The organism is Pseudomonas sp. BJa5 (assembly GCF_030272875.2).
Lineage (GTDB): Bacteria > Pseudomonadota > Gammaproteobacteria > Pseudomonadales > Pseudomonadaceae > Aquipseudomonas.
In genome coordinates, this window is the sequence record NZ_JALRNG020000015.1 from 63,621 (window position 1) to 81,972 (window position 18,352).

Here is an 18,352-nt window from a genome sequence, read left to right on the forward strand (position 1 = left end):
ATAATAACAAAGCTGCGCGGTTTTTAGACGTGTCGGGGATTTACATGAATTTCATTCATGTTGACGCGCCGCCAGCACCGGTAGAATCGTGAAGCTTTCAAAACCAGGACATTCGGCACATGGTGCATCGTTTACTTGCCGGCGCTTTCGCTCTGCTCATCAGCGGCGTGGCGTTGGGGCAAGCCCCTCAATCCACCCCGGCTATTTCCTATACCCGGGATATCCAACCGATCTTCACCGAGAAGTGCGTCGCCTGCCACGCCTGTAACGACGCTGCCTGCCAGTTGAACCTGGGCAGCGCCGAGGGCGCCGCGCGGGGTGCCTCCAAGGTGCCGGTCTATGAAGGGGGGCGCAGCACGGCGGTGCCGCCGACCCGGTTGTTCCTCGACGCCCAGAGCACCGAGGCCTGGCAGCGCAAGGGCTTCTATTCGGTGCTCGACAACCAGGGCAGCCAGGCGGCGCTGATGGCGCGAATGCTGGAGCTGGGCCACAACACCCCGCTGACGCCCAACGCCAAGCTGCCCGAAGAGATCGTCCTGGGCCTGAACCGCACCAACATGTGCCCCTTGCCGGGTGAATTCGACGCCTACGCCGGCGCCCATCCCAAGGAGGGCATGCCGCTGGCGGTCACCGGCCTGACCGATGCCCAGTACCAGACCCTGCAACGCTGGCTCAAGGCCGGTGCGCCGGTAGAGAGCAACCCGATCCAGCCGAGCGCCAAAGAAGCTGCACAGATCGCCGAGTGGGAGGCGCTGCTCAACAGCCCGGGCTCGACCGAGGCGCTGGTCGGCCGCTGGTTGTACGAGCACCTGTTCCTCGCCCACATCTATTTCGTTGGCGGTGAGCCAGGGCATTTCTTCCAGTGGGTACGTTCGCGCACGCCAAGCGGCCAACCGGTCGACCTGATCGCTTCGCGCCGGCCCAACGACCCGCCAGGCACCGACTTCTATTACCGGCTGATCCCGGTGCAGGGCGTGATCGTGCATAAAACCCACATCACCTACCCGATGGGGCCGCAGAAGCTCAAGCGTGTCAAGCAGCTGTTCTACAGCGGCGACTGGCATGCCAAGGCGCTGCCAGGCTATGGCCCGCGCCACCGCGCCAACCCGTTCGAAACCTTCGAGGCGATCCCGGCGGTGGCCCGTTACCAGTTCATGCTGGATAACGCCGAGTACTTCGTGCGCACCTTCATTCGTGGCCCGGTATGCCGTGGCCAGATCGCCACCGACGTGATCCGCGACCACTTCTGGGCGCTGTTCCAGGAGCCGGCCCACGACCGCTACCTGACCGATGCCGAGTACCGCGGCCAGGCCACGCCGCTGTTGGCCATGCCTGGGCAGATCGACGACGTGGGCAGCATCCTGAGCCTCTGGCACGCCTACCGCGACAAGCGCAACGAGTATGAGAAGCTGCGCCGCGATGCCTATGCCGACATGCCGGCGCCGAGCTGGTCGACCCTGTGGGCCGGCAACGACAATGCGCTGCTGACCATCTTCCGCCACTTCGACAGCGCCTCGGTGACCAAGGGCCTGATCGGCGATGTGCCCAAGACCGTGTGGCTGTTCGACTACCCGCTGTTCGAACGCACCTACTACCAACTGGCGGTCAACTTCGACGTGTTCGGCAACGTCTCGCACCAGGCGCAGACGCGGCTGTACTTCGACCTGATCCGCAATGGCGCCGAGGTCAATTTCCTGCGCCTGATGCCGGCCGATGCGCGTGGCGCGATCCTCAGCGACTGGTACCAGAACAGCGGCAAGGTGAAGATGTGGCTGGACTACGAGGAGATCGACACCGACACCCCGAGCGCGCTCAAGCTCGATGCGGCCGATCCCAAGCGTGATTTCGGCTTCAAGCTGATCCAGCGCACCGGCAGCCTCAATGCCGCACCTGATCCGATCAACCGCTGCGTCGATGCCTACTGCTCGCGCCCGCAAATGAACGAGGAGTTCCGTGGCGTCGAACAGAGCCTGAGCCGCCTGGTGTCGCGTCCGGCAGCGGGCCTGAAGGTGATCAACCAGCTGCCTGAGGCCACCATGCTGCGCATCGAAGGGCAGGGTGGCCAGCGCCAGGTCTACAGCCTGCTGCGCAACCGTGCCCACAGCAACGTGGCGTTCATGCTCGGCGAGGCCTACCGCTACCAGCCGGGCCTGGACACCCTGACGCTGGTCCCGGGCGTGCTCAGCAGCTACCCGAACTTCATGTTCAACGTTCCGGCCCGCGATGTGCCGGAGTTCGTCGAGGACATGGAAGCGGCGCGGGACGACACGGCGAAGTTCGAGCGCATCGTCATGCGCTGGGGCGTGCGCCGCAGCCACCCGCAGTTCTGGCAGTACTTCCATGACCTGGACCGCTACATCCAGGAGACCGACCCGGTGGAGTCGGGCGTGCTGGACATGAACCGCTACGAGAACCTGTGAGGATGACCGCCGGGAAGGTCGCCTGACCTTTCCCGGCGTTGCGATCCGTTCGCGTTTCCTGACTTAAATACTAGGACTTTGTTCGAAGGCCAGCTTGGCGTAAACTGCCGCCATGTCTGTGAGGAACTTCCATGAGCGCCATAACTATTACCGACGCCGCGCATGATTACCTGGCTGATCTGCTGTCCAAGCAGAACACCCCGGGTATCGGCATTCGCATCTTTATCACCCAGCCGGGCACGACCTACGCCGAGACCTGCATCGCCTATTGCAAGCCGGGCGAAGAGAAGCCGGAAGACACCGCCGTCGGCCTGAAAAGCTTCACCGCCTACCTGGATGCGGTCAGCGTACCGTTTCTGGAAGATGCGGTGGTCGACTACGCCACCGACCGCATGGGTGGCCAGCTGACCATCAAGGCGCCGAACGCCAAAGTGCCGATGGTCAACGAAGACAGCCCGATCAACGAGCGCATCAACTACTACCTGCAAACCGAGATCAACCCGGGTCTGGCCAGCCACGGCGGCCAGGTCAGCCTGATCGAAGTGGTCGAGGACGGCATCGCCGTGCTGCAGTTCGGTGGCGGCTGCCAGGGCTGTGGCCAGGCCGACGTGACCCTGAAGGAAGGCATCGAGCGCACCTTGCTCGAGCGCATTCCCGAGCTCAAGGGTGTGCGTGATGTGACTGACCACAGTCAGAAAGAGAACGCCTACTACTGAGTTTGCTGGCCTCTTCGCGGGGCAAGCCCGCTCCTACAGGTTGACAATCCCTTCGCGGGGCAAGCCCGCTCCTACCTGTGGGAGCGGGCTTGCCCCGCGATGCGTTTACGCTAACGCCACGGCGCACCCTCGGCGAACTGCTGTTCGATCCACTGCTTGAAGGCCAGCAGCGCCGCCGTATTGAACCGCGCCCCCGGGCGAACGAAATAGATACCGGCATCACGATCCAGTTGCCACTGTGGCAGCACGCGCAGCAAGCGCCCGCTGTCCAGGTCCTTCTTCATCATCCAGTCCCCGCCGGCAACAATGCCCAGGCCCGCACGCGCGGCGCCCAGCAGCGCCTCGTTGTCATTGCTCTGCATCGAGCCCTGGATCTTCACGCTGTGCATTTCATCGTGACGGTACAGGTGCCACTGCGGATAGCTGCGCAGGCCGGTAAAGCCCAGGCAATTGTGTGCGCCCAGGTCTTCGGGTGACTGCGGCTGTCCGTGACGCTCAAGATAAGCGGGTGAAGCGCAGAGGATGCGCCGGTGCTCGCACAGCTTGCGCGCCACCAGGCGGCTGTCGGCCAGCTCGCCGATGCGGATGGCGGCATCGAAGCCTTCGCCGACCAGGTCGACGAAGCGCTCGGCGTACTCGGTTTCCAGCGTCACCTGCGGGAAGGCCAGGGCAAACTCGGCCAGCATCGTGCAGAGCCACAGCCGGCCCAGGTTCGCCGGCAGGGCCAGGCGCAGGCGTCCGCGCACTTCGGTCGCGCCCTGGCCGGCTTCCCGCTCGGCATCGCTGATCAGGCTGGCGGCATGTTGCAGGCGTTCGACCAGACGTAAGCCTTCATCGGTAAAGCGCAACTGGCGGGTGGTGCGCTCGACCAGGCGAATGCCCAGGCGCTGCTCCATCGCCCCCAGGCGTTTGGACAGCACCGAAGGGTGGCGTTGCAGCTGCCGGCCCGCGGCGGCGAACGAGCCGTGGGCGAACAGTGCGAGGAGCGTGGCCAGTTCATCGGCCTGGCGACTGTCGAACGGGTCCATGTCGGTGTGGCGTCTCGCTTCAGGGGGTGAGGATGATCGCGCCCTGGGACCGTCCGTGCTGCAGGTCGTCGTGGGCATTGGCCACCTCGGCCAGCGGATAGCTGCGCCAGATGTGCGGGGTAATGATACCTGCGGCCACCGCCGTCAGCACATCCTGCGCGCGGTGCTGGTACTCCTGCGCCGTGGCGGTGTGGGCCGCCAGGGAAGGGCGGGTGACGAACAGCGAGCCCTTGGCGTTGAGGGTGGCCATGGCCAGGGGCTCGGGCGCGCCCGAGGTCACCCCGTAGGACACCAGCAGGCCGCGTGGGCGCAGGCTGTCGAGCGAGGCGTCGAGCGACACCCGGCCGACCGAGTCGTAGACCACATCGACCTTGTGCCCCTGGGTGGCCTCCAGTACCTGCGCAGCCAGGGTGGGTGCATCGAACACCAGCGTCTCGTTGCAGCCTGCCGCCTGTGCCCGGGCCACGCTTTGCACTTTGGAGACCACGCCGATCACGAAGGCACCCAGATGCCGGGCCCAGGCCACCATCAACTGGCCGAGCGCACCGGCGGCGCCGTAGATCAGCACCCGGGTGCCGGGGCCGACCGGGTAGGTGCTCTTGAGCAGGTACTGGGCGGTGATGCCCTTGAACAGCACGGCGGCGGCATCCGTGGCCGTCAGCAGGTCGGGCAGTTTGACCAGGCGTTCGGCCGGAAACAGGCGGGCACTGGCGTAGGCGCCCAGCGGACCGGTGGCGTAGGCCACGCGATCACCGACCTGCACGCTGGTCACGCCCGGGCCGACTGCGGCGACGGTGCCGGCGCCTTCCAGGCCAAGGCCTGAAGGCAGGGCGATGGGGACATCGCCCTTGCGCTGGTTGACGTCCAGTGGGTTGACGCCGATAGCGGCCTGGTCCAGCCAGACTTCGCCGGGGCCGGGTGTTTGCGGTTCGGTCTGTTCGAGTTGCAGGACGTGCGGGGCGCCGGTTTGCTGGAGACGGATGTGCATGACCATGGCTTGATTCCTGAAGCGCTAAGAAGAGTCTTCGAGGGTAATTACCAAGCCATGGCGCAACAATCAGGTTTACTGCAGTTCATTGCTGCATGCAATACACATATCCCTGTAGGAGCGGGCTTGCCCCGCGATCGCGTGTTGTCAGTCACATAGCATCGCGGGGCAAGTCGAGTCGTCGCACCGCCGCTCCTACAGCGATCAGGCCAATACTTCGCTTATCCGGCGGGCGATGTACGCCACGTGGGTCTCCAGGGCGAAATGCCCGGTATCCAGCAGCTCGACCACGGCGTCGGGATTGTCGCGCTTGAATGCCTCTGCCCCCGGCGGAATGAAGAACGGATCGTGCTTGCCCCAGATGATCAGCGAAGGCACTCGGGTTTCACGGAAGAACGCCTGGAACTGCGGATAGCGCTTGAGGTTGTTGGCGTAGTCGAGGAACAGGTCAAGCTGGATCTCCTTGTTGCCAGGCCGCTCCATCAACAGCGCATCCAGGGTGTAGGACTCCGGGGCCACCAGGGTCGGGTCGGCAACACCGTGCAGGTACTGCCAGCGGGTGGCGTCAAGGTTGAGCACCGCATCGCCCACAGCCTTGCGGTTGGCCGCCGAGGGCTCGTCCCAATAGGTACGGATCGGCGCCCAGGCGTCACCCAGGCCTTCGAGGTAGGCATTGCCGTTCTGCGAAACGAACCCGGTCACCCGTTCCGGGTGCTCGACCGCCAGGCGCAGGCCGGTCGGGGCGCCGTAGTCGAACACGTACAGGGCATAGCGGCGCAGGTCCAGGGCGTCGACGAAGGCCCCCAGGGTCTGTGCCAGGGCGTCGAAGCTGTAGCGGTAGTCGCGCTCGGCCGGCACTTCGCTGAAGCCGAAGCCGGGCAGGTCCGGGGCAATCAGGTGGAAGCGCTCGGCCAGCAGCGGGATCAGCTCGCGGAACTGATGCGAAGAGCTGGGGAAGCCATGGAGCAACAGCAGCACCGGTAGCTCGGGGTTGCCGGCCTCGCGGTAGAACACACGGACACCGTCGGCTTCGACGAACTTGTAGCGGATGACGCTGGAGGCTTGGGAATTCATGGGGATGCTCCTGTGTAACCGTTTAAATTCATTTAATGGGTTACTGCGAGGGCAAAAATTGCACACGCTATGTAACCTGTCAAATTATTTATAGGGGTTACACGCTCAAGGTGATCAACGGCCTCCAGGTCAGACCTGTAACTTGATAAAGGCGTCAAAAGGGTTACCATGGATCAACTCCCCCAGGCGGCTTCGATCATGACCGACACCCTCAGCGAACCCTTTGTACTGGCTGACCACCCGGTGCTCGACATGCTCAATACCCAGGCCATCGTCGAGGGCCAGGTCACCGACTTCTGGCGCAGCGACGCCGATGTACTGGCCTGGCTGCAACGCCTTGGCCTGCATCAAGGGCCGCTGCCACGCCTGGCCCGGGGCGTGTTGCTGGACACGGCGCGGCGCCTGCGCGAAGCGGTGCGTGTACTGGTGGAGCAGCGCAAGGCCGGCGGCTGGGGCGATCCGGCTGAGCTCAATGGCTTCCTGCAGCAGGCGGCCAGCCATGCCCAGCTGGTCTGGAGCAAACACGATGGCCCCCGTTTGCAGCGGGTCGCCGAACACCGTTCGGCCGAGCAGCTGCTGGCGCCGCTGGCGGAGCAGGCGGGTGAGTTGATCGCCACCGGGGACTTCACCCTGGTCAGGCAGTGCGAGCACAGCGAGTGCATTCTCTGGTTCTACGACCGCACCAAGTCCCATCGCCGGCGCTGGTGCAGCATGGCGCTGTGCGGCAACCGGCATAAGGTCGCCGAGCATCGCAAGCGCCTGCGCGAGCTGTGATGTCGGCCGTTTCCGGCACCGCGGATTAAACACCTTCAGCCGCTATAGCGCTAAACCGGTGCAAGGCACCTGTTTGGCCCTTTTCCTCGTGCGCGCCATTCTGGCCCGCTATGTGCTTTGCCTCCTGCATCGATTGCTGATCGATTGGTCAAGCCTTCAGGTTTTTTCTCCGAATGCTTGAGTAAGACCAATCCTTCAAATACGTCGGACTCCGTATTTACAGGGATCAGATGCATGACGCTTGCCCAACCCCTCGACCTCGCCGCCCGCGATTCCGGCTGGAGTGCCGAATTGATGCTGCGCTTTGTTCGCCGTGGGACGAAGACCTGTATTGGTGCGCGTCGGCATTTCGGTCCTCTTTTGGTGCAGCGACCGTTCTATCCGGAGGGCGGGCCTTGTCACGTTTATGTGCTGCACCCGCCCGGTGGGGTGGTCGGAGGCGACAAGCTGGTGCTCGATGTGCACCTGGAGCCGGGCAGCCATGCGTTGCTGACCATGCCCGGGGCCACCAAGTTCTACCGCAGCGCGGGCGATACCTCGACCCTCGACCAGCATTTCCACCTGGCCCCCGGCAGCGTGCTGGAGTGGCTGCCCCAGGGCAGCATCTGCTTTCCTGGCGCCCGTGTGCGCCTTCAGAACCGCTTCAGCCTGGCCCCGGGCGCGCGTTTGCTGGCCTGGGAGACCTTGTGCCTGGGCCGCCCGGTGATTAACGAAAGCTTCAGCCATGGCGCCTTGGACAGCCGCCTGCATATCGAACTGCCCGACGACCCCGGCCTGCAGGAGCGCCTGCGCATCGAAGGCGGGCAGCTGCAAAAGCTCGCCGGCTACCCGCTGCAGGCGACGTTCTGCGCGTATCCGGCCAACGATGCCTTGCTCGAACAGGCCCGCGCATTGATCGACGAACTGTGCGTACCCAGCGGCGCGACCCTGCTCGGTCAGCTGCTGGTGGTGCGCCTGCTGGACCACGACAACCTTCGCCTGCAACTCACCCTGCAGCGGCTCTGGCATGCCCTGCGACCGGCCGTGGTCGGCCTGGCGCCATGCCCGCCGCGGATCTGGGCCACCTGAGAGAACGCCATGGAGCTGACCCCGAGAGAGAAAGACAAACTGCTGCTGTTCACCGCCGCGCTGCTCGCCGAGCGCCGGCTGGCCCGTGGCTTGAAGCTCAACTACCCGGAAGCCGTGGCCCTGATCAGCGCCACGGTGATGGAGGGCGCCCGCGACGGGCGTACCGTCGCCGAACTGATGAGCCTGGGCCGCGAGGTGCTCAGCCGCGACCAGGTGATGGACGGGGTCGGCGACATGATCACCGACGTGCAGGTGGAGGCCACCTTTCCCGACGGCACCAAGCTGGTGACCGTGCATGAGCCGATTGTCTAGGAGCGCAGGATGATCCCAGGAGAAGTACAGGTCGCCGACGGCGACATCGAACTCAACGCCGGCTACCCGACCCTGAGCGTCACCGTGGCCAATCACGGCGACCGTCCGGTGCAGGTCGGCTCGCATTATCACTTCTATGAGGTGAACGACTGCCTGGTGTTCGAGCGCGAAACCACCCGCGGCTATCGCCTGGATATCGCCGCCGGCACGGCGGTGCGCTTCGAGCCGGGCCAGGCGCGCAGCGTGAACCTGGTGCCCTATGCCGGCAAGCGTGAGGTCTACGGCTTCCAGGGCAAGGTGATGGGCAAGCTGGAGGTGTACGGATGAGCCGGATCTCGCGGCGGGCCTATGCCGACATGTTCGGCCCCACGGTGGGCGACCGGGTGCGCCTGGCCGATACCGAACTCTGGGTGGAAGTGGAGAAGGACTTCACGCGCTACGGCGAAGAGGTCAAGTTCGGCGGCGGCAAGGTGATTCGCGACGGCATGGGCCAGGGCCAGATGCTCGCCGCCGAGGCGATGGACCTGGTGCTGACCAATGCCCTGGTCATCGATCACTGGGGCATCGTCAAGGCTGATATCGGCGTGAAGAACGGGCGCATCTTCGGCATCGGCAAGGCCGGCAACCCCGATGTGCAGCCCGGCGTGACCCTGCCCATCGGCCCCGGCACCGAAGTGATCGCCGCCGAAGGCAAGATCGTCACCGCCGGCGGCATCGACTCGCACATTCACTTCATCTGCCCGCAGCAGGTGGAGGAGGCGCTGACCTCGGGCATCACCACCTTCATCGGTGGCGGCACTGGGCCTGCCACCGGCACCAATGCCACCACCTGCACCTCCGGGCCCTGGTACCTGGCGCGCATGCTCCAGGCCGCCGATGAGCTGCCGATCAATATCGGTCTGCTCGGCAAGGGCAACGCTTCGCGGCCCGAAGCCTTGCGCGAGCAGATCAACGCCGGCGCCGTGGGCCTGAAGCTGCACGAGGACTGGGGCTCGACCCCGGCCGCCATCGACTGCTGCCTGAGCGTGGCCGAAGAGCTGGATGTGCAGGTGGCCATTCACACCGACACCCTCAACGAATCCGGCTGCATCGAAGACACCCTGGCGGCCATTGGCGATCGCACCATCCACACCTTCCACACCGAAGGGGCGGGCGGTGGCCATGCACCGGACATCATCAGCGCAGCGGCCTGCGCCAATGTGCTGCCATCCTCGACCAACCCGACGCTGCCCTACACGGTCAACACCGTCGACGAGCACCTGGACATGCTCATGGTCTGCCATCACCTGGACCCGAGCATCGCCGAGGACGTGGCCTTCGCCGAATCGCGCATCCGCCGCGAGACCATCGCCGCCGAAGACATCCTTCATGACATCGGAGCGTTCGCCATGACCTCGTCCGACTCCCAGGCCATGGGCCGGGTCGGCGAGGTGGTGTTGCGTACCTGGCAGGTGGCCGACCAGATGAAGCGCCGGCGTGGCCCCTTGGCGCCGGACAGCCGCTACAGCGACAACTTCCGGGTCAAGCGCTACATCGCCAAGTACACCATCAACCCGGCGCTGACCCATGGCATCGCCCATGAAGTGGGCTCCCTGGAGGCGGGCAAGCTGGCCGACCTGGTGCTCTGGTCGCCGGCTTTCTTCGGGGTGAAACCGGCGCTGGTGATCAAGGGCGGGATGATCGCCATGGCGCCCATGGGCGATATCAACGGCTCGATCCCGACCCCGCAACCGGTGCACTACCGGCCGATGTTCGGCGCCCTGGGCGCGGCGCGCAATGCCACGCGCATGACCTTCCTGTCGCAGTCGGCAGTGGAGTGCGGCGTGCATCAGCAACTGGGCCTGCGCAGCCTGATTGGCGTGGCCAGGGGCTGCCGGCGGGTGCGCAAGGGCGACATGGTCCACAACGATCTGCTGCCGTTGATCGAAGTCGATTCGCAGACCTACGAGGTACGTGCCGACGGCGAACTGCTGGTGTGCGAACCGGCCACCGTGTTGCCGATGGCGCAACGTTATTTTCTGTTCTGAAGGAGCGAGCATGATCCTGTTGACCCGTCGGCTGAGCGAAGCCGCATGCATCAGTGGCACCGTCACCTTGAACCTGGACACGCGGATCAAGAGCCGCGTGCGCGTCACCCTCGACGACGGTCGAGAGGCCGGCCTGATGCTCGAACGCGGCCAGTTGCTGCGCGGCGGCGAGCTGCTCGCGGATGCGCAGGGCGCACAAGTGATCCGCGTGCTGGCCGCGGCCGAGCAGGTCTCCACCGTTCATTGCGCCGATCCCTTGCTGCTGGCCCGTGCCAGCTACCACCTGGGCAACCGCCACGTGCCCTTGCAGATCGAGGCCGGCCTGGTGCGCTACCAGCACGATCATGTGCTGGACGAAATGGTCCGGGGCCTTGGCCTGCAGGTCACCGTGGAGCAGGCCCCGTTCGAGCCTGAAGCCGGTGCCTACCAGAGCGCGCCGCACAGCCACGCCTATGCCGATCACCCCTTTGTTCGCGTTGCCCAGCACTGATTCTGTCAAGGAGATAGTTGTATGAAAAACACCCTGGTACTCGCCTTGCTGCTGATCGCCGCACCGGCGTTCGCCCACCCTGGCCATGATGCCAACCCGCTACAGGACGGCCTGCTGCACCCACTGACCGGCCTGGATCACCTGCTGATGCTGCTGGGTACCGGCGTGCTCGCTGCCTTGACCGGCCGCACCCTGGTCTTGCCGCTGCTGACCTTGTGCGCGATGTTCGGCGGCGCGTTGCTGGGCCACCTGTTCGGCGGTGTGCTGGGCATGGAGCAGATGATCATCGGCTCGCTGCTGGTGGCGGCCGCCGCGCTGCTGCTGCCGAGCCGGCAATTACTGCTGGCCCTGGCGATGCCAGTGTTTGCGCTGTTCCATGGTTGGGCTCATGGCGTCGAGGCCAGCCCGGGTGCTTTCTGGGTATTCAGCGCAGGCTTCGTCAGCGTCAGCGGCCTGTTGTTGCTGGCAGGCTTTGCCACGGGCTGCCTGCTGCGCCGTCACAGCGGCCTGCAAAAAGCCTTTGGCGGCGGCCTGCTGGCTGGCGCCACGCTGGTCATGGCCGGTTGATGAGCCATGAACTGAAGCTGCTGCGCCTGCTGCAACTGGCCAGCCCGAACCTGCCGGTGGGTGGTTTCACCTACTCGCAGGGGCTGGAGTGGGCGGTGGAAACCGGCTGGGTGAAGGGCGCCGACGGCTTTCGTGCCTGGCAGCGCCAGCAGTTGCACGACAGCCTCGGCTACCTCGACTGGCCATTGCTGGCGCGCCTGTACCGGGCCTGCCAGGACCAGGATGCCGAGGCCTTCGCGTACTGGAGTCGGTTCCTGCTGGCCAACCGCGAAACCGCCGAACTGCGCCTTGAAGAACGCCAGCGCGGCATGGCCCTGGCCCGGTTGCTCGATGGCTGGCAACTGTGCCAGGCACCCGCGTGGCGGGCGTCGCTGGAGCTGAGCCAGCTCGGTGGCATGGCCTGGCTGGGGGCGCACTGGGAGATCCCGTTGCGCGACCTGGCCCTGGGTTATGGCTTCGCCTGGCTGGAAGGGGCGGTGATGGCCGGGGTCAAGCTGGTGCCGTTCGGCCAGCAGGCGGCCCAGACCCTGCTGCACGACCTGAGCGAAGCACTCCCCGCCGTGCTGGAAACGGCCCTGGCCCTGCCTGACGACCAGCTTGGCGGCAGCCTGCCGCTGCTGGCGATCGCCTCGGCCCGTCACGAAACCCAATACACCCGATTGTTCCGATCCTGAGGAAGACCCCATGCAAAGCTACCAGCAACCCCTGCGCGTCGGAGTCGGCGGCCCGGTCGGCTCCGGCAAGACCGCGCTGCTCGAAGCCCTGTGCAAGGCCATGCGCGATCACTACCAGATCGCCGTGGTCACCAATGACATCTACACCAAGGAAGACCAGCGCATCCTCACCGAAGCCGGCGCCCTGGAGCCGGAGCGCATCGTCGGCGTGGAAACCGGTGGCTGCCCGCACACGGCCATTCGCGAAGACGCCTCGATGAACCTGGCAGCGGTGGAGGCACTGGCGCGCAAGTTCGGCAACCTGGAAGTGATCTTCGTCGAGAGCGGCGGCGACAACCTCAGCGCCACCTTCAGCCCGGAACTGGCCGACCTGACCGTCTACGTCATCGACGTGGCCGAAGGCGAGAAAATCCCGCGCAAAGGGGGGCCTGGGATCACCAAGTCGGACTTCCTGGTGATCAACAAGATCGACCTGGCGCCTTATGTCGGCGCCTCGCTGGAAGTGATGGAAAGCGACACCCGGCGCATGCGTCCCGAGCGTCCCTGGGCCTTCACCAACCTCAAGACCGGCCAGGGGCTGCAGCGGGTGATCGACTTCATCGTCGAGCGCGGGATGCTACAACGTGTAGCGCAGGGCTGCTGAGCAGCCATCGCCGGCGTTGCCGGCTCCCACAGGGCCTGGGCTTGCCCCCCTACTGTGGGAGCAACTGTCTTTGTGGGAGCCGGCGAAGCCTGCGATCGACTGCGCAGCAGTCGCAATCCGGTCACCTCATTGGGTCAGGTGTACTGAGGCGGTCTGGTTTTACGGCCGCTTCGCGCCCGATCGCAGACTATCGGCAGCTCCCACAGCGTCCGGGCATACCGGGAACCCTTGTGGGAGCTGGCGAAGCCTGCGATGGATTCACCGCAATTTCAGCCGTTGAGCGTCGCCATATCGATCACGAAGCGGTACTTCACATCCCCGGCAATCATCCGGCTGTAGGCTTCGTTGATCTGGCGAATGTCCAGCATCTCGATGTCGCAGCCAATCCCGTGCTCGGCGCAGAACTCCAGCACTTCCTGGGTCTCCTTGATGCCGCCGATCAGCGAGCCGGCCAGCACCCGGCGTTTCATCACCAGGTTGGCTGCGTGCAGGGCCGGGTCCACCGGTTCGATCAGGCCGACGAGGATGTGCACGCCGTCGAACTTCAAGGTCTGCAGGTAGGGATTGAGGTCATGCTGCACCGGGATGGTGTCGAGGAGGAAATCGAAGCGTTCGGCGGCGGCCTGCATCTGCGCTGCATCGGTGGACACGATCACATGATCGGCGCCCTGGCGCCGGGCTTCCTCGGCCTTGGCCGGGGAGCGGGTGAACAGGGTGACTTCGGCGCCCATGGCCTTGGCGAACTTGATGCCCATGTGGCCCAGGCCGCCCATGCCGAGAATACCGACGCGGTCACCGACCTTGACGCCATAGTGCTTGAGCGGTGAGTAGGTGGTGATGCCGGCGCAGAGAATCGGCGCGGCGCTCGGCAGGTCGAGGGCCGCCGGGATGCGCAGGACGAAGCGCTCGCTGACCACGATGCTGCTGGAGTAGCCGCCCATGGTGTTGCTGCCGTCGATGCGATCCGGGGTGGCGTAGGTCATGGTCGGGCCTTCCAGGCAGTACTGCTCGAGGTTGGCGTGGCAGGCGTCGCAGTGCTGGCAGGAATCGACCATGCAGCCGACACCGACCTTGTCGCCGACCTGGTAGCGGCTGACGCTGGCACCCACGGCGGTGACCTGGCCGACGATCTCGTGGCCGGGCATCAGCGGGTAGACGGCGATGCCCCATTCATTGCGGGCCTGGTGGATGTCCGAGTGGCACACGCCACAGTAGAGGATCTCGATAGCCACATCGTCCGGGCGCAGGGCCCGGCGTTGAAAGGTCATGGGCGCCAGGGGCGCGGTGGCGGACTGGGCGGCGTAGCCAATGGCGGTGTACATAAAAACCTCGATGAATCGTTTAAGCGGTACAGGCTGCGCATTGTCCGCAGGAGCAGGGGGGGCTGCCCACCGTCATTCCTCCGCCAGTCATGCCTAAAGCTCCGTACTTGGGTCGGCGCTGCACACAGCGGGCCGCCAAGCTGCGATCATGTCAGTGTCTATTCCTCCGTCCGGATTCTTATGCAGCTGACCCGCCACCTCGATGCCAACGCCACCCTCTGTACCCTGATTCGCCAGTTGGCTGTGCGCCCGGGCTTCGTCGACACCCGCCTGCCCCAGGTGCAGGTGCTGTCGGCCGACCAGTATGTGGCCAGCAGCCCGCAGATCTATGAGCCGAGCCTGATGATCCTCGCCCAGGGCAGCAAGCTGGCGCGCCTGGGGCCGCGTACCCTGGAGTACGGTGCCGGGCATTACCTGGTGCAGGCACTGTCGGTGCCATTCATGTGCGAAACCTTCGCCACGCCCCAGGAGCCGCTGCTGGGGGTGGCCGTGGCGATCGACCGCATCGTGCTCGGTGAGCTGGTGCAGAGCATGGGCTTGCCGGTGGACCGGGCGATCAAGGCACAGACGCCGGAGTCGATGAGCTCGGCCGCCCTGGATGAGGCCATGCGCGACAGTGTCGAGCGCTTGCTGCGTTGCCTGCTCGATCCGCTGGACAGTCAGGTCATGGGCCCGGCGCGGGTGCGCGAGGTGCTGTACGTGGCCTTGCGCGGACCGCAGGCCGGGGTGTTGCGGGCCCTGGTCGAGCAGCAGGGCCACTTCGCCCGCATCGCCGCCGCGCTCAACCACCTGCGCGACCACTACGCCGAACCCTTGAGTGTCGAGGCCCTGGCCAGCTGCGCCAACATGAGCGCATCGACCTTTCATGAGCACTTCAAGCGCAGCACCTTGCTCTCGCCGATGCAGTACCTCAAGCGCCTGCGCCTGCTCAAGGCCCAGCAGATGCTGATCGGCGAAGGCTTGGGGGTGGCGCAGGTGGCGCACCGGGTGGGGTACCAGAGCACTTCGCAGTTCAGCCGCGAGTACAAGCGCCATTTCGACCGCAGCCCGGGAGAGGAACTGCCGTACCGGGTTGCGTAGCCTGGTCTCGGCCGAATCCGTCTCGTGGGAGCTGGCGAAGCCTGCGATCGACTGCGCAGCAGTCGCAACCCGGCCACCTCGCTGGATCAGACGTACTGGGGCGTTCTGGTACTGCGGCCGCTTCGCGCCCGATCGCAGCCTGTCGGCAGCTCCCATAGATCCCCTGCAACCACTGTGGGAGCTGGCGAAGCCTGCGATCGACTGCGCAGCAGTCGCAACCCGGCCACCTCGTTCGATTAACCGTACTGAGGCGCTCTGGTACTGCGGCCGCTTCGCGCCCGATCGCAGCCTGTCGGCAGCTCCCACAGATCCCCTTCAACCACTGTGGGAGCTGGCGAAGCCTGCGATCGACTGCGCAGCAGTCGCAACCCGGCCACCTCGCTGGATCAGACGTACTGGGGCGTTCTGGTACTGCGGCCGCTTCGCGCCCGATCGCAGCCTGTCGGCAGCTCCCATAGATCCCCTGCAACCACTGTGGGAGCTGGCGAAGCCTGCGATCGACTGCGCAGCAGTCGCAACCCGGCCACCTCGTTCGATTAGCCGTACTGAGGCGCTCTGGTACTGCGGCCGCTTCGCGCCCGATCGCAGCCTGTCGGCAGCTCCCACAGATCCCCTGCAACCACTGTGGGAGCTGGCGCTGCCGGCTCCCACCAGGGCCAGGCAGCGGCTACGGGAGCTCGTCGGCGCCACCGAAATGCACCGCCAGCCAGACTGTTGCCTTTTGGCTGTCGGTCCATTCCACCCGATGCCGGCAGTGGGCGGGGATCTCGGTATGATCACCAGGCCCGAGCACCCGTTCATGGGCCTCGTGCTCCAGGCGCAGGCCAGCCGAGCCGCTGAGCACCAGCACCCATTCGTCCTGCGGCTGGTCGTACCAGAAGCCCGGCGGGCTGGCCTGGCCACAGGAGACGATTCGTTCGATTCGCAGCCCCGGGCGCGCCAGGAGCAGGTCGAACTGCTCCTGCGCCAAGGCAAAGGGAAGCGGGTTGAACAGGTTGTCGGGCATCGTGGCGGGTCCCTCGTCAGATACTACAGTGTGGTTGAAAACGACGCACAGCGCCCCGGCCACGGTGGTGGCCAGTGCCCGCAGCAGGCAACAACTACGCGCTGATTGAGCTATTGTGCGCTCTGCCGTCCTTTGGAAGTCAGAACATGCACGCGACTCATCCCAGCAGCCCATGGCAGGTGTTTCTTATCTTCCTGCGCCTGGGGCTGACCTCCTTTGGCGGCCCCATCGCCCACCTGGGCTACTTTCGCGATGAATTCGTCACTCGCCGTGGCTGGCTGGGCGAGCGCAGCTACGCCGACCTCTTAGCGCTCTGCCAGTTCCTGCCGGGGCCGGCCAGCAGCCAGGTGGGCATTGCCCTGGGGTTGTCACAGGCGGGCTACCGTGGCGCGTTGGCGGCGTGGCTCGGCTTTACCCTGCCGTCGGCTGTGCTCTTGACCGGCTTCGCCCTTGGGCTGGCGAGCCTTGGTCAGGCCATGCCCGCCGGCGTGTTGCAGGGCCTGAAGGTCGTGGCGGTGGCGGTGGTGGCCCAGGCGGTCTGGGGCATGGCGCGCAACCTGTGTCCGGACGCACCGCGCATCGCACTGATGGTCCTGGCCACCACCCTGGTGCTGCTGGTGCCTTCGGCCTGGGGGCAGGTGGGCGTGATTGTGGCGGCGGGCGTTGCCGGCCTGGTCATGTTCAAGCCGGCGCAGCGCCAGGCCCATGAGCCGTTGCCGGTCGCCGTCAGCCGGCGTGCGGGGCTGTGCTGGCTCACGCTGTTCGTTCTCCTGCTACTGGGCATGCCGCTGCTGGCCGGGCTCTGGCAGGACCCGACCCTGAGCAGGCTGGAAGCCTTCTACCGCAGCGGCTCGCTGGTGTTCGGCGGCGGGCATGTGGTGCTGCCGTTGCTCCAGGCTGAAGTGGTGTCGCCTGGCTGGGTCAGCAATGAAACCTTCATGGCCGGCTACGGCGCAGCCCAGGCGATGCCGGGGCCCTTGTTCACCTTTGCGGCGTTTCTGGGGGCGTCGATGCACGGGATATATGGCGCTGTGCTGTGCCTTGGCGCCATCTTCCTGCCGTCATTCCTGCTGGTGTTCGGCGCACTGCCGTTCTGGGCGCAGTGGCGGCGCAACCTGCGCATGCAGGCGGCGATGTTCGGGATCAACGCGGCGGTGGTGGGGCTATTGCTCGCGGCGCTGTATCAGGCGGCGTGGAGCGCCATCCTCCAGCTGCAGGACTTTGTTCTGGCGCTGGTCGCCTTGCTGGCACTGATGGTCTGGAGGCTGCCGCCCTGGCTAGTGGTGGTCGGTTGCGCTGTTGCCGGTGGGTTTTTGTAGGCGCAGCAACCGCTCGACCTGCGCCAGCTCCCAGGTGCTGAGCAGACTGACCGGGTCGGTACCGCGCGGCCAGTCGTCCAGGGCGCCCTCGCGGCCATCGGTGCTGCGGCAGTGCAGGCAGTGGTGCAGGTGGGTGCCATCGAAATCCAGCGTCAGGCGCCAGCCTTCAATGTCGACCTCATCACCCAGGCGACGCAACGGGCGCAGCCCCAGGGCGGCGTCGCGCAGTTGCTGGTAGACCTCGCGGGGGTTGAGGGTGGGCATCGGCAGGGTGCTCGGTAACGGGATGGCCCTCAGGATAGCGCGGAGCACGCCTGCACCGGTAGGAGCGGGCTTGCCCCGCGATCGCGTACTGTCAGTCACATAGCATCGCGGGGCAAGCCCGCTCCTACAGATCAAGGATACCCTCAGGCGTCGCGCAGCAAGTCCTGGGCATCGAGCAAGCGCCAGGCGATCTCCGGTCGACGCTCCAGGGCCCGGCGGATGGCGGCAGGGATGTTCTGCCGGGTCTTGCGGCACAAGCCCGGCAGTTCCTCGATCTGGATGTTGAAGCCACGCATGGTCCGCACTTCGTTGTCGCTGGGGCTGATCTGCAGGCGGATGCCGAGGTTCTCGTACAGCTTGCGCTGCATGTGCTCGAGGTCGGCCAGACTCTGCAGGTTTTCCAGGCGCTCGAGCAGGCGCTTTTCTTCCTGGCGGGTCAGCAGCAGGATGCGCAGGTCCTGCAGCGTCTCGCGCCCGCAATTGCAGGCGCCAGGCGGGCAGGGGGAACGAGTGGGCAGGGTGGCGTTCATGCCCCAAGCATAGCGATGAGCACGGCTTTTTGCCCAGAGGCGAGCCGCTG

Annotated in this window: 20 protein-coding genes; 13 read left to right on the top strand and 7 right to left on the bottom strand. The window is 65.6% G+C overall.

Going from position 1 to position 18,352, the window contains the following annotated elements:
• Positions 1-119: 119 nt before the first annotated feature.
• Both M2D63_RS11080 and nfuA read left to right on the top strand, forming a co-directional pair.
• Entirely contained in the window at positions 120-2,420 is a 2,301-nt protein-coding gene (locus M2D63_RS11080) for a fatty acid cis/trans isomerase (RefSeq protein WP_285862945.1), read from the top strand.
• A gap of 131 nt (positions 2,421-2,551) precedes the next feature.
• Positions 2,552-3,136, top strand: coding sequence for a Fe-S biogenesis protein NfuA (nfuA, locus tag M2D63_RS11085; RefSeq protein WP_285862946.1), 585 nt, complete (start codon positions 2,552-2,554; stop codon positions 3,134-3,136).
• Positions 3,137-3,246: 110 nt separating this feature from the next.
• Here the strand turns inward: nfuA and M2D63_RS11090 are convergent, their stop codons facing one another.
• From M2D63_RS11090 to M2D63_RS11100, 3 genes are all read right to left on the bottom strand, one after another.
• Positions 3,247-4,164, bottom strand: a complete 918-nt coding sequence (locus tag M2D63_RS11090) for a LysR family transcriptional regulator (RefSeq protein ID WP_285862947.1) — start codon at positions 4,162-4,164, stop codon at positions 3,247-3,249.
• Positions 4,165-4,183: 19 nt separating this feature from the next.
• A complete protein-coding gene (locus M2D63_RS11095) occupies positions 4,184-5,158 on the bottom strand; it encodes a quinone oxidoreductase (protein WP_285862948.1) in 975 nt (324 codons plus the stop codon).
• Between the two features lie 198 nt (positions 5,159-5,356).
• A complete protein-coding gene (locus tag M2D63_RS11100; RefSeq protein ID WP_285862949.1) occupies positions 5,357-6,226 on the bottom strand; it encodes an alpha/beta fold hydrolase in 870 nt (289 codons plus the stop codon).
• Positions 6,227-6,394: 168 nt separating this feature from the next.
• On the opposite strand from M2D63_RS11100, the gene M2D63_RS11105 reads away from it, so the two are divergent.
• From M2D63_RS11105 to ureG, 9 genes are all read left to right on the top strand, one after another.
• Positions 6,395-7,000, top strand: coding sequence for an ABATE domain-containing protein (locus M2D63_RS11105; RefSeq protein ID WP_285862950.1), 606 nt, complete (start codon positions 6,395-6,397; stop codon positions 6,998-7,000).
• A 234-nt stretch (positions 7,001-7,234) separates the two neighbouring features.
• Positions 7,235-8,068 carry an urease accessory protein UreD gene (locus M2D63_RS11110; protein ID WP_285862951.1) on the top strand — a complete coding sequence of 278 codons (834 nt, stop codon included), beginning with the start codon at positions 7,235-7,237 and terminating at the stop codon, positions 8,066-8,068.
• A gap of 9 nt (positions 8,069-8,077) precedes the next feature.
• Positions 8,078-8,380, top strand: a complete 303-nt coding sequence (locus M2D63_RS11115) for an urease subunit gamma (protein ID WP_285862952.1) — start codon at positions 8,078-8,080, stop codon at positions 8,378-8,380.
• A gap of 9 nt (positions 8,381-8,389) precedes the next feature.
• The gene (locus M2D63_RS11120) at positions 8,390-8,707 is read left to right on the top strand and encodes an urease subunit beta (RefSeq protein ID WP_285862953.1); all 318 of its coding nucleotides are present in this window, start codon (positions 8,390-8,392) and stop codon (positions 8,705-8,707) included.
• Complete coding sequence (ureC, locus tag M2D63_RS11125; RefSeq protein ID WP_285862954.1) at positions 8,704-10,407, top strand: urease subunit alpha; 1,704 nt, start codon at positions 8,704-8,706, stop codon at positions 10,405-10,407. The genes M2D63_RS11120 and ureC overlap by 4 nt, the downstream gene beginning before the upstream one ends.
• Positions 10,408-10,417: 10 nt before the next feature.
• Positions 10,418-10,897, top strand: a complete 480-nt coding sequence (gene ureE / locus M2D63_RS11130; RefSeq protein ID WP_285862955.1) for an urease accessory protein UreE — start codon at positions 10,418-10,420, stop codon at positions 10,895-10,897.
• A gap of 21 nt (positions 10,898-10,918) precedes the next feature.
• Positions 10,919-11,464, top strand: coding sequence for a HupE/UreJ family protein (locus M2D63_RS11135; RefSeq protein WP_285862956.1), 546 nt, complete (start codon positions 10,919-10,921; stop codon positions 11,462-11,464).
• The gene (locus tag M2D63_RS11140) at positions 11,464-12,138 is read left to right on the top strand and encodes an urease accessory protein UreF (RefSeq protein ID WP_285862957.1); all 675 of its coding nucleotides are present in this window, start codon (positions 11,464-11,466) and stop codon (positions 12,136-12,138) included. The genes M2D63_RS11135 and M2D63_RS11140 overlap by 1 nt, the downstream gene beginning before the upstream one ends.
• A 10-nt stretch (positions 12,139-12,148) precedes the next feature.
• A complete protein-coding gene (gene ureG / locus M2D63_RS11145) occupies positions 12,149-12,781 on the top strand; it encodes an urease accessory protein UreG (RefSeq protein WP_285862958.1) in 633 nt (210 codons plus the stop codon).
• A 269-nt stretch (positions 12,782-13,050) separates the two neighbouring features.
• Here ureG and M2D63_RS11150 read toward each other — a convergent pair whose 3' ends face one another.
• On the bottom strand, positions 13,051-14,103 hold the full coding sequence (locus M2D63_RS11150; protein WP_285862959.1) for an NAD(P)-dependent alcohol dehydrogenase: 1,053 nt from the start codon (positions 14,101-14,103) through the stop codon (positions 13,051-13,053).
• 180 nt (positions 14,104-14,283) lie between these two features.
• On the opposite strand from M2D63_RS11150, the gene M2D63_RS11155 reads away from it, so the two are divergent.
• Positions 14,284-15,183 (top strand): AraC family transcriptional regulator, encoded by a 900-nt coding sequence (locus tag M2D63_RS11155; protein WP_285862960.1) that lies wholly within the window; start codon positions 14,284-14,286, stop codon positions 15,181-15,183.
• Positions 15,184-15,850: 667 nt separating this feature from the next.
• Here the strand turns inward: M2D63_RS11155 and M2D63_RS11160 are convergent.
• Positions 15,851-16,189, bottom strand: coding sequence for a cupin domain-containing protein (locus M2D63_RS11160; RefSeq protein ID WP_285862961.1), 339 nt, complete (start codon positions 16,187-16,189; stop codon positions 15,851-15,853).
• A 146-nt stretch (positions 16,190-16,335) separates the two neighbouring features.
• Between M2D63_RS11160 and chrA the strand changes: the two genes are divergently transcribed.
• Positions 16,336-17,508: a chromate efflux transporter gene (gene chrA / locus M2D63_RS11165; protein ID WP_285862963.1), complete on the top strand. Its 1,173-nt coding sequence runs from the start codon at positions 16,336-16,338 to the stop codon at positions 17,506-17,508.
• On the opposite strand, the gene M2D63_RS11170 is transcribed toward chrA, so the two are convergent.
• Positions 17,467-17,772: a hypothetical protein gene (locus M2D63_RS11170; protein ID WP_285863005.1), complete on the bottom strand. Its 306-nt coding sequence runs from the start codon at positions 17,770-17,772 to the stop codon at positions 17,467-17,469. The genes chrA and M2D63_RS11170 overlap by 42 nt on opposite strands.
• A gap of 143 nt (positions 17,773-17,915) precedes the next feature.
• Positions 17,916-18,302: a hypothetical protein gene (locus tag M2D63_RS11175; protein WP_285862965.1), complete on the bottom strand. Its 387-nt coding sequence runs from the start codon at positions 18,300-18,302 to the stop codon at positions 17,916-17,918.
• Between the last annotated feature and the right edge of the window lie 50 nt (positions 18,303-18,352).

What these genes read in the sequence shown, in the direction of transcription:
- M2D63_RS11100 (WP_285862949.1), bottom strand. Translation starts at nt 6,226, where the DNA reads ATGAATTCCCAAGCCTCCAGCGTCATCCGCTACAAGTTCGTCGAAGCC.
- M2D63_RS11175 (WP_285862965.1), bottom strand. Translation starts at nt 18,302, where the DNA reads ATGAACGCCACCCTGCCCACTCGTTCCCCCTGCCCGCCTGGCGCCTGC.
- M2D63_RS11170 (WP_285863005.1), bottom strand. Translation starts at nt 17,772, where the DNA reads ATGCCCACCCTCAACCCCCGCGAGGTCTACCAGCAACTGCGCGACGCC.
- M2D63_RS11150 (WP_285862959.1), bottom strand. Translation starts at nt 14,103, where the DNA reads ATGTACACCGCCATTGGCTACGCCGCCCAGTCCGCCACCGCGCCCCTG.
- M2D63_RS11155 (WP_285862960.1), top strand. Translation starts at nt 14,284, where the DNA reads ATGCAGCTGACCCGCCACCTCGATGCCAACGCCACCCTCTGTACCCTG.
- M2D63_RS11140 (WP_285862957.1), top strand. Translation starts at nt 11,464, where the DNA reads ATGAGCCATGAACTGAAGCTGCTGCGCCTGCTGCAACTGGCCAGCCCG.
- M2D63_RS11160 (WP_285862961.1), bottom strand. Translation starts at nt 16,189, where the DNA reads ATGCCCGACAACCTGTTCAACCCGCTTCCCTTTGCCTTGGCGCAGGAG.
- ureE (WP_285862955.1), top strand. Translation starts at nt 10,418, where the DNA reads ATGATCCTGTTGACCCGTCGGCTGAGCGAAGCCGCATGCATCAGTGGC.
- M2D63_RS11135 (WP_285862956.1), top strand. Translation starts at nt 10,919, where the DNA reads ATGAAAAACACCCTGGTACTCGCCTTGCTGCTGATCGCCGCACCGGCG.
- M2D63_RS11105 (WP_285862950.1), top strand. Translation starts at nt 6,395, where the DNA reads ATGGATCAACTCCCCCAGGCGGCTTCGATCATGACCGACACCCTCAGC.
- M2D63_RS11120 (WP_285862953.1), top strand. Translation starts at nt 8,390, where the DNA reads ATGATCCCAGGAGAAGTACAGGTCGCCGACGGCGACATCGAACTCAAC.
- chrA (WP_285862963.1), top strand. Translation starts at nt 16,336, where the DNA reads ATGCACGCGACTCATCCCAGCAGCCCATGGCAGGTGTTTCTTATCTTC.
- M2D63_RS11090 (WP_285862947.1), bottom strand. Translation starts at nt 4,164, where the DNA reads ATGGACCCGTTCGACAGTCGCCAGGCCGATGAACTGGCCACGCTCCTC.
- nfuA (WP_285862946.1), top strand. Translation starts at nt 2,552, where the DNA reads ATGAGCGCCATAACTATTACCGACGCCGCGCATGATTACCTGGCTGAT.
- M2D63_RS11115 (WP_285862952.1), top strand. Translation starts at nt 8,078, where the DNA reads ATGGAGCTGACCCCGAGAGAGAAAGACAAACTGCTGCTGTTCACCGCC.
- M2D63_RS11110 (WP_285862951.1), top strand. Translation starts at nt 7,235, where the DNA reads ATGACGCTTGCCCAACCCCTCGACCTCGCCGCCCGCGATTCCGGCTGG.
- M2D63_RS11095 (WP_285862948.1), bottom strand. Translation starts at nt 5,158, where the DNA reads ATGGTCATGCACATCCGTCTCCAGCAAACCGGCGCCCCGCACGTCCTG.
- ureG (WP_285862958.1), top strand. Translation starts at nt 12,149, where the DNA reads ATGCAAAGCTACCAGCAACCCCTGCGCGTCGGAGTCGGCGGCCCGGTC.
- ureC (WP_285862954.1), top strand. Translation starts at nt 8,704, where the DNA reads ATGAGCCGGATCTCGCGGCGGGCCTATGCCGACATGTTCGGCCCCACG.
- M2D63_RS11080 (WP_285862945.1), top strand. Translation starts at nt 120, where the DNA reads ATGGTGCATCGTTTACTTGCCGGCGCTTTCGCTCTGCTCATCAGCGGC.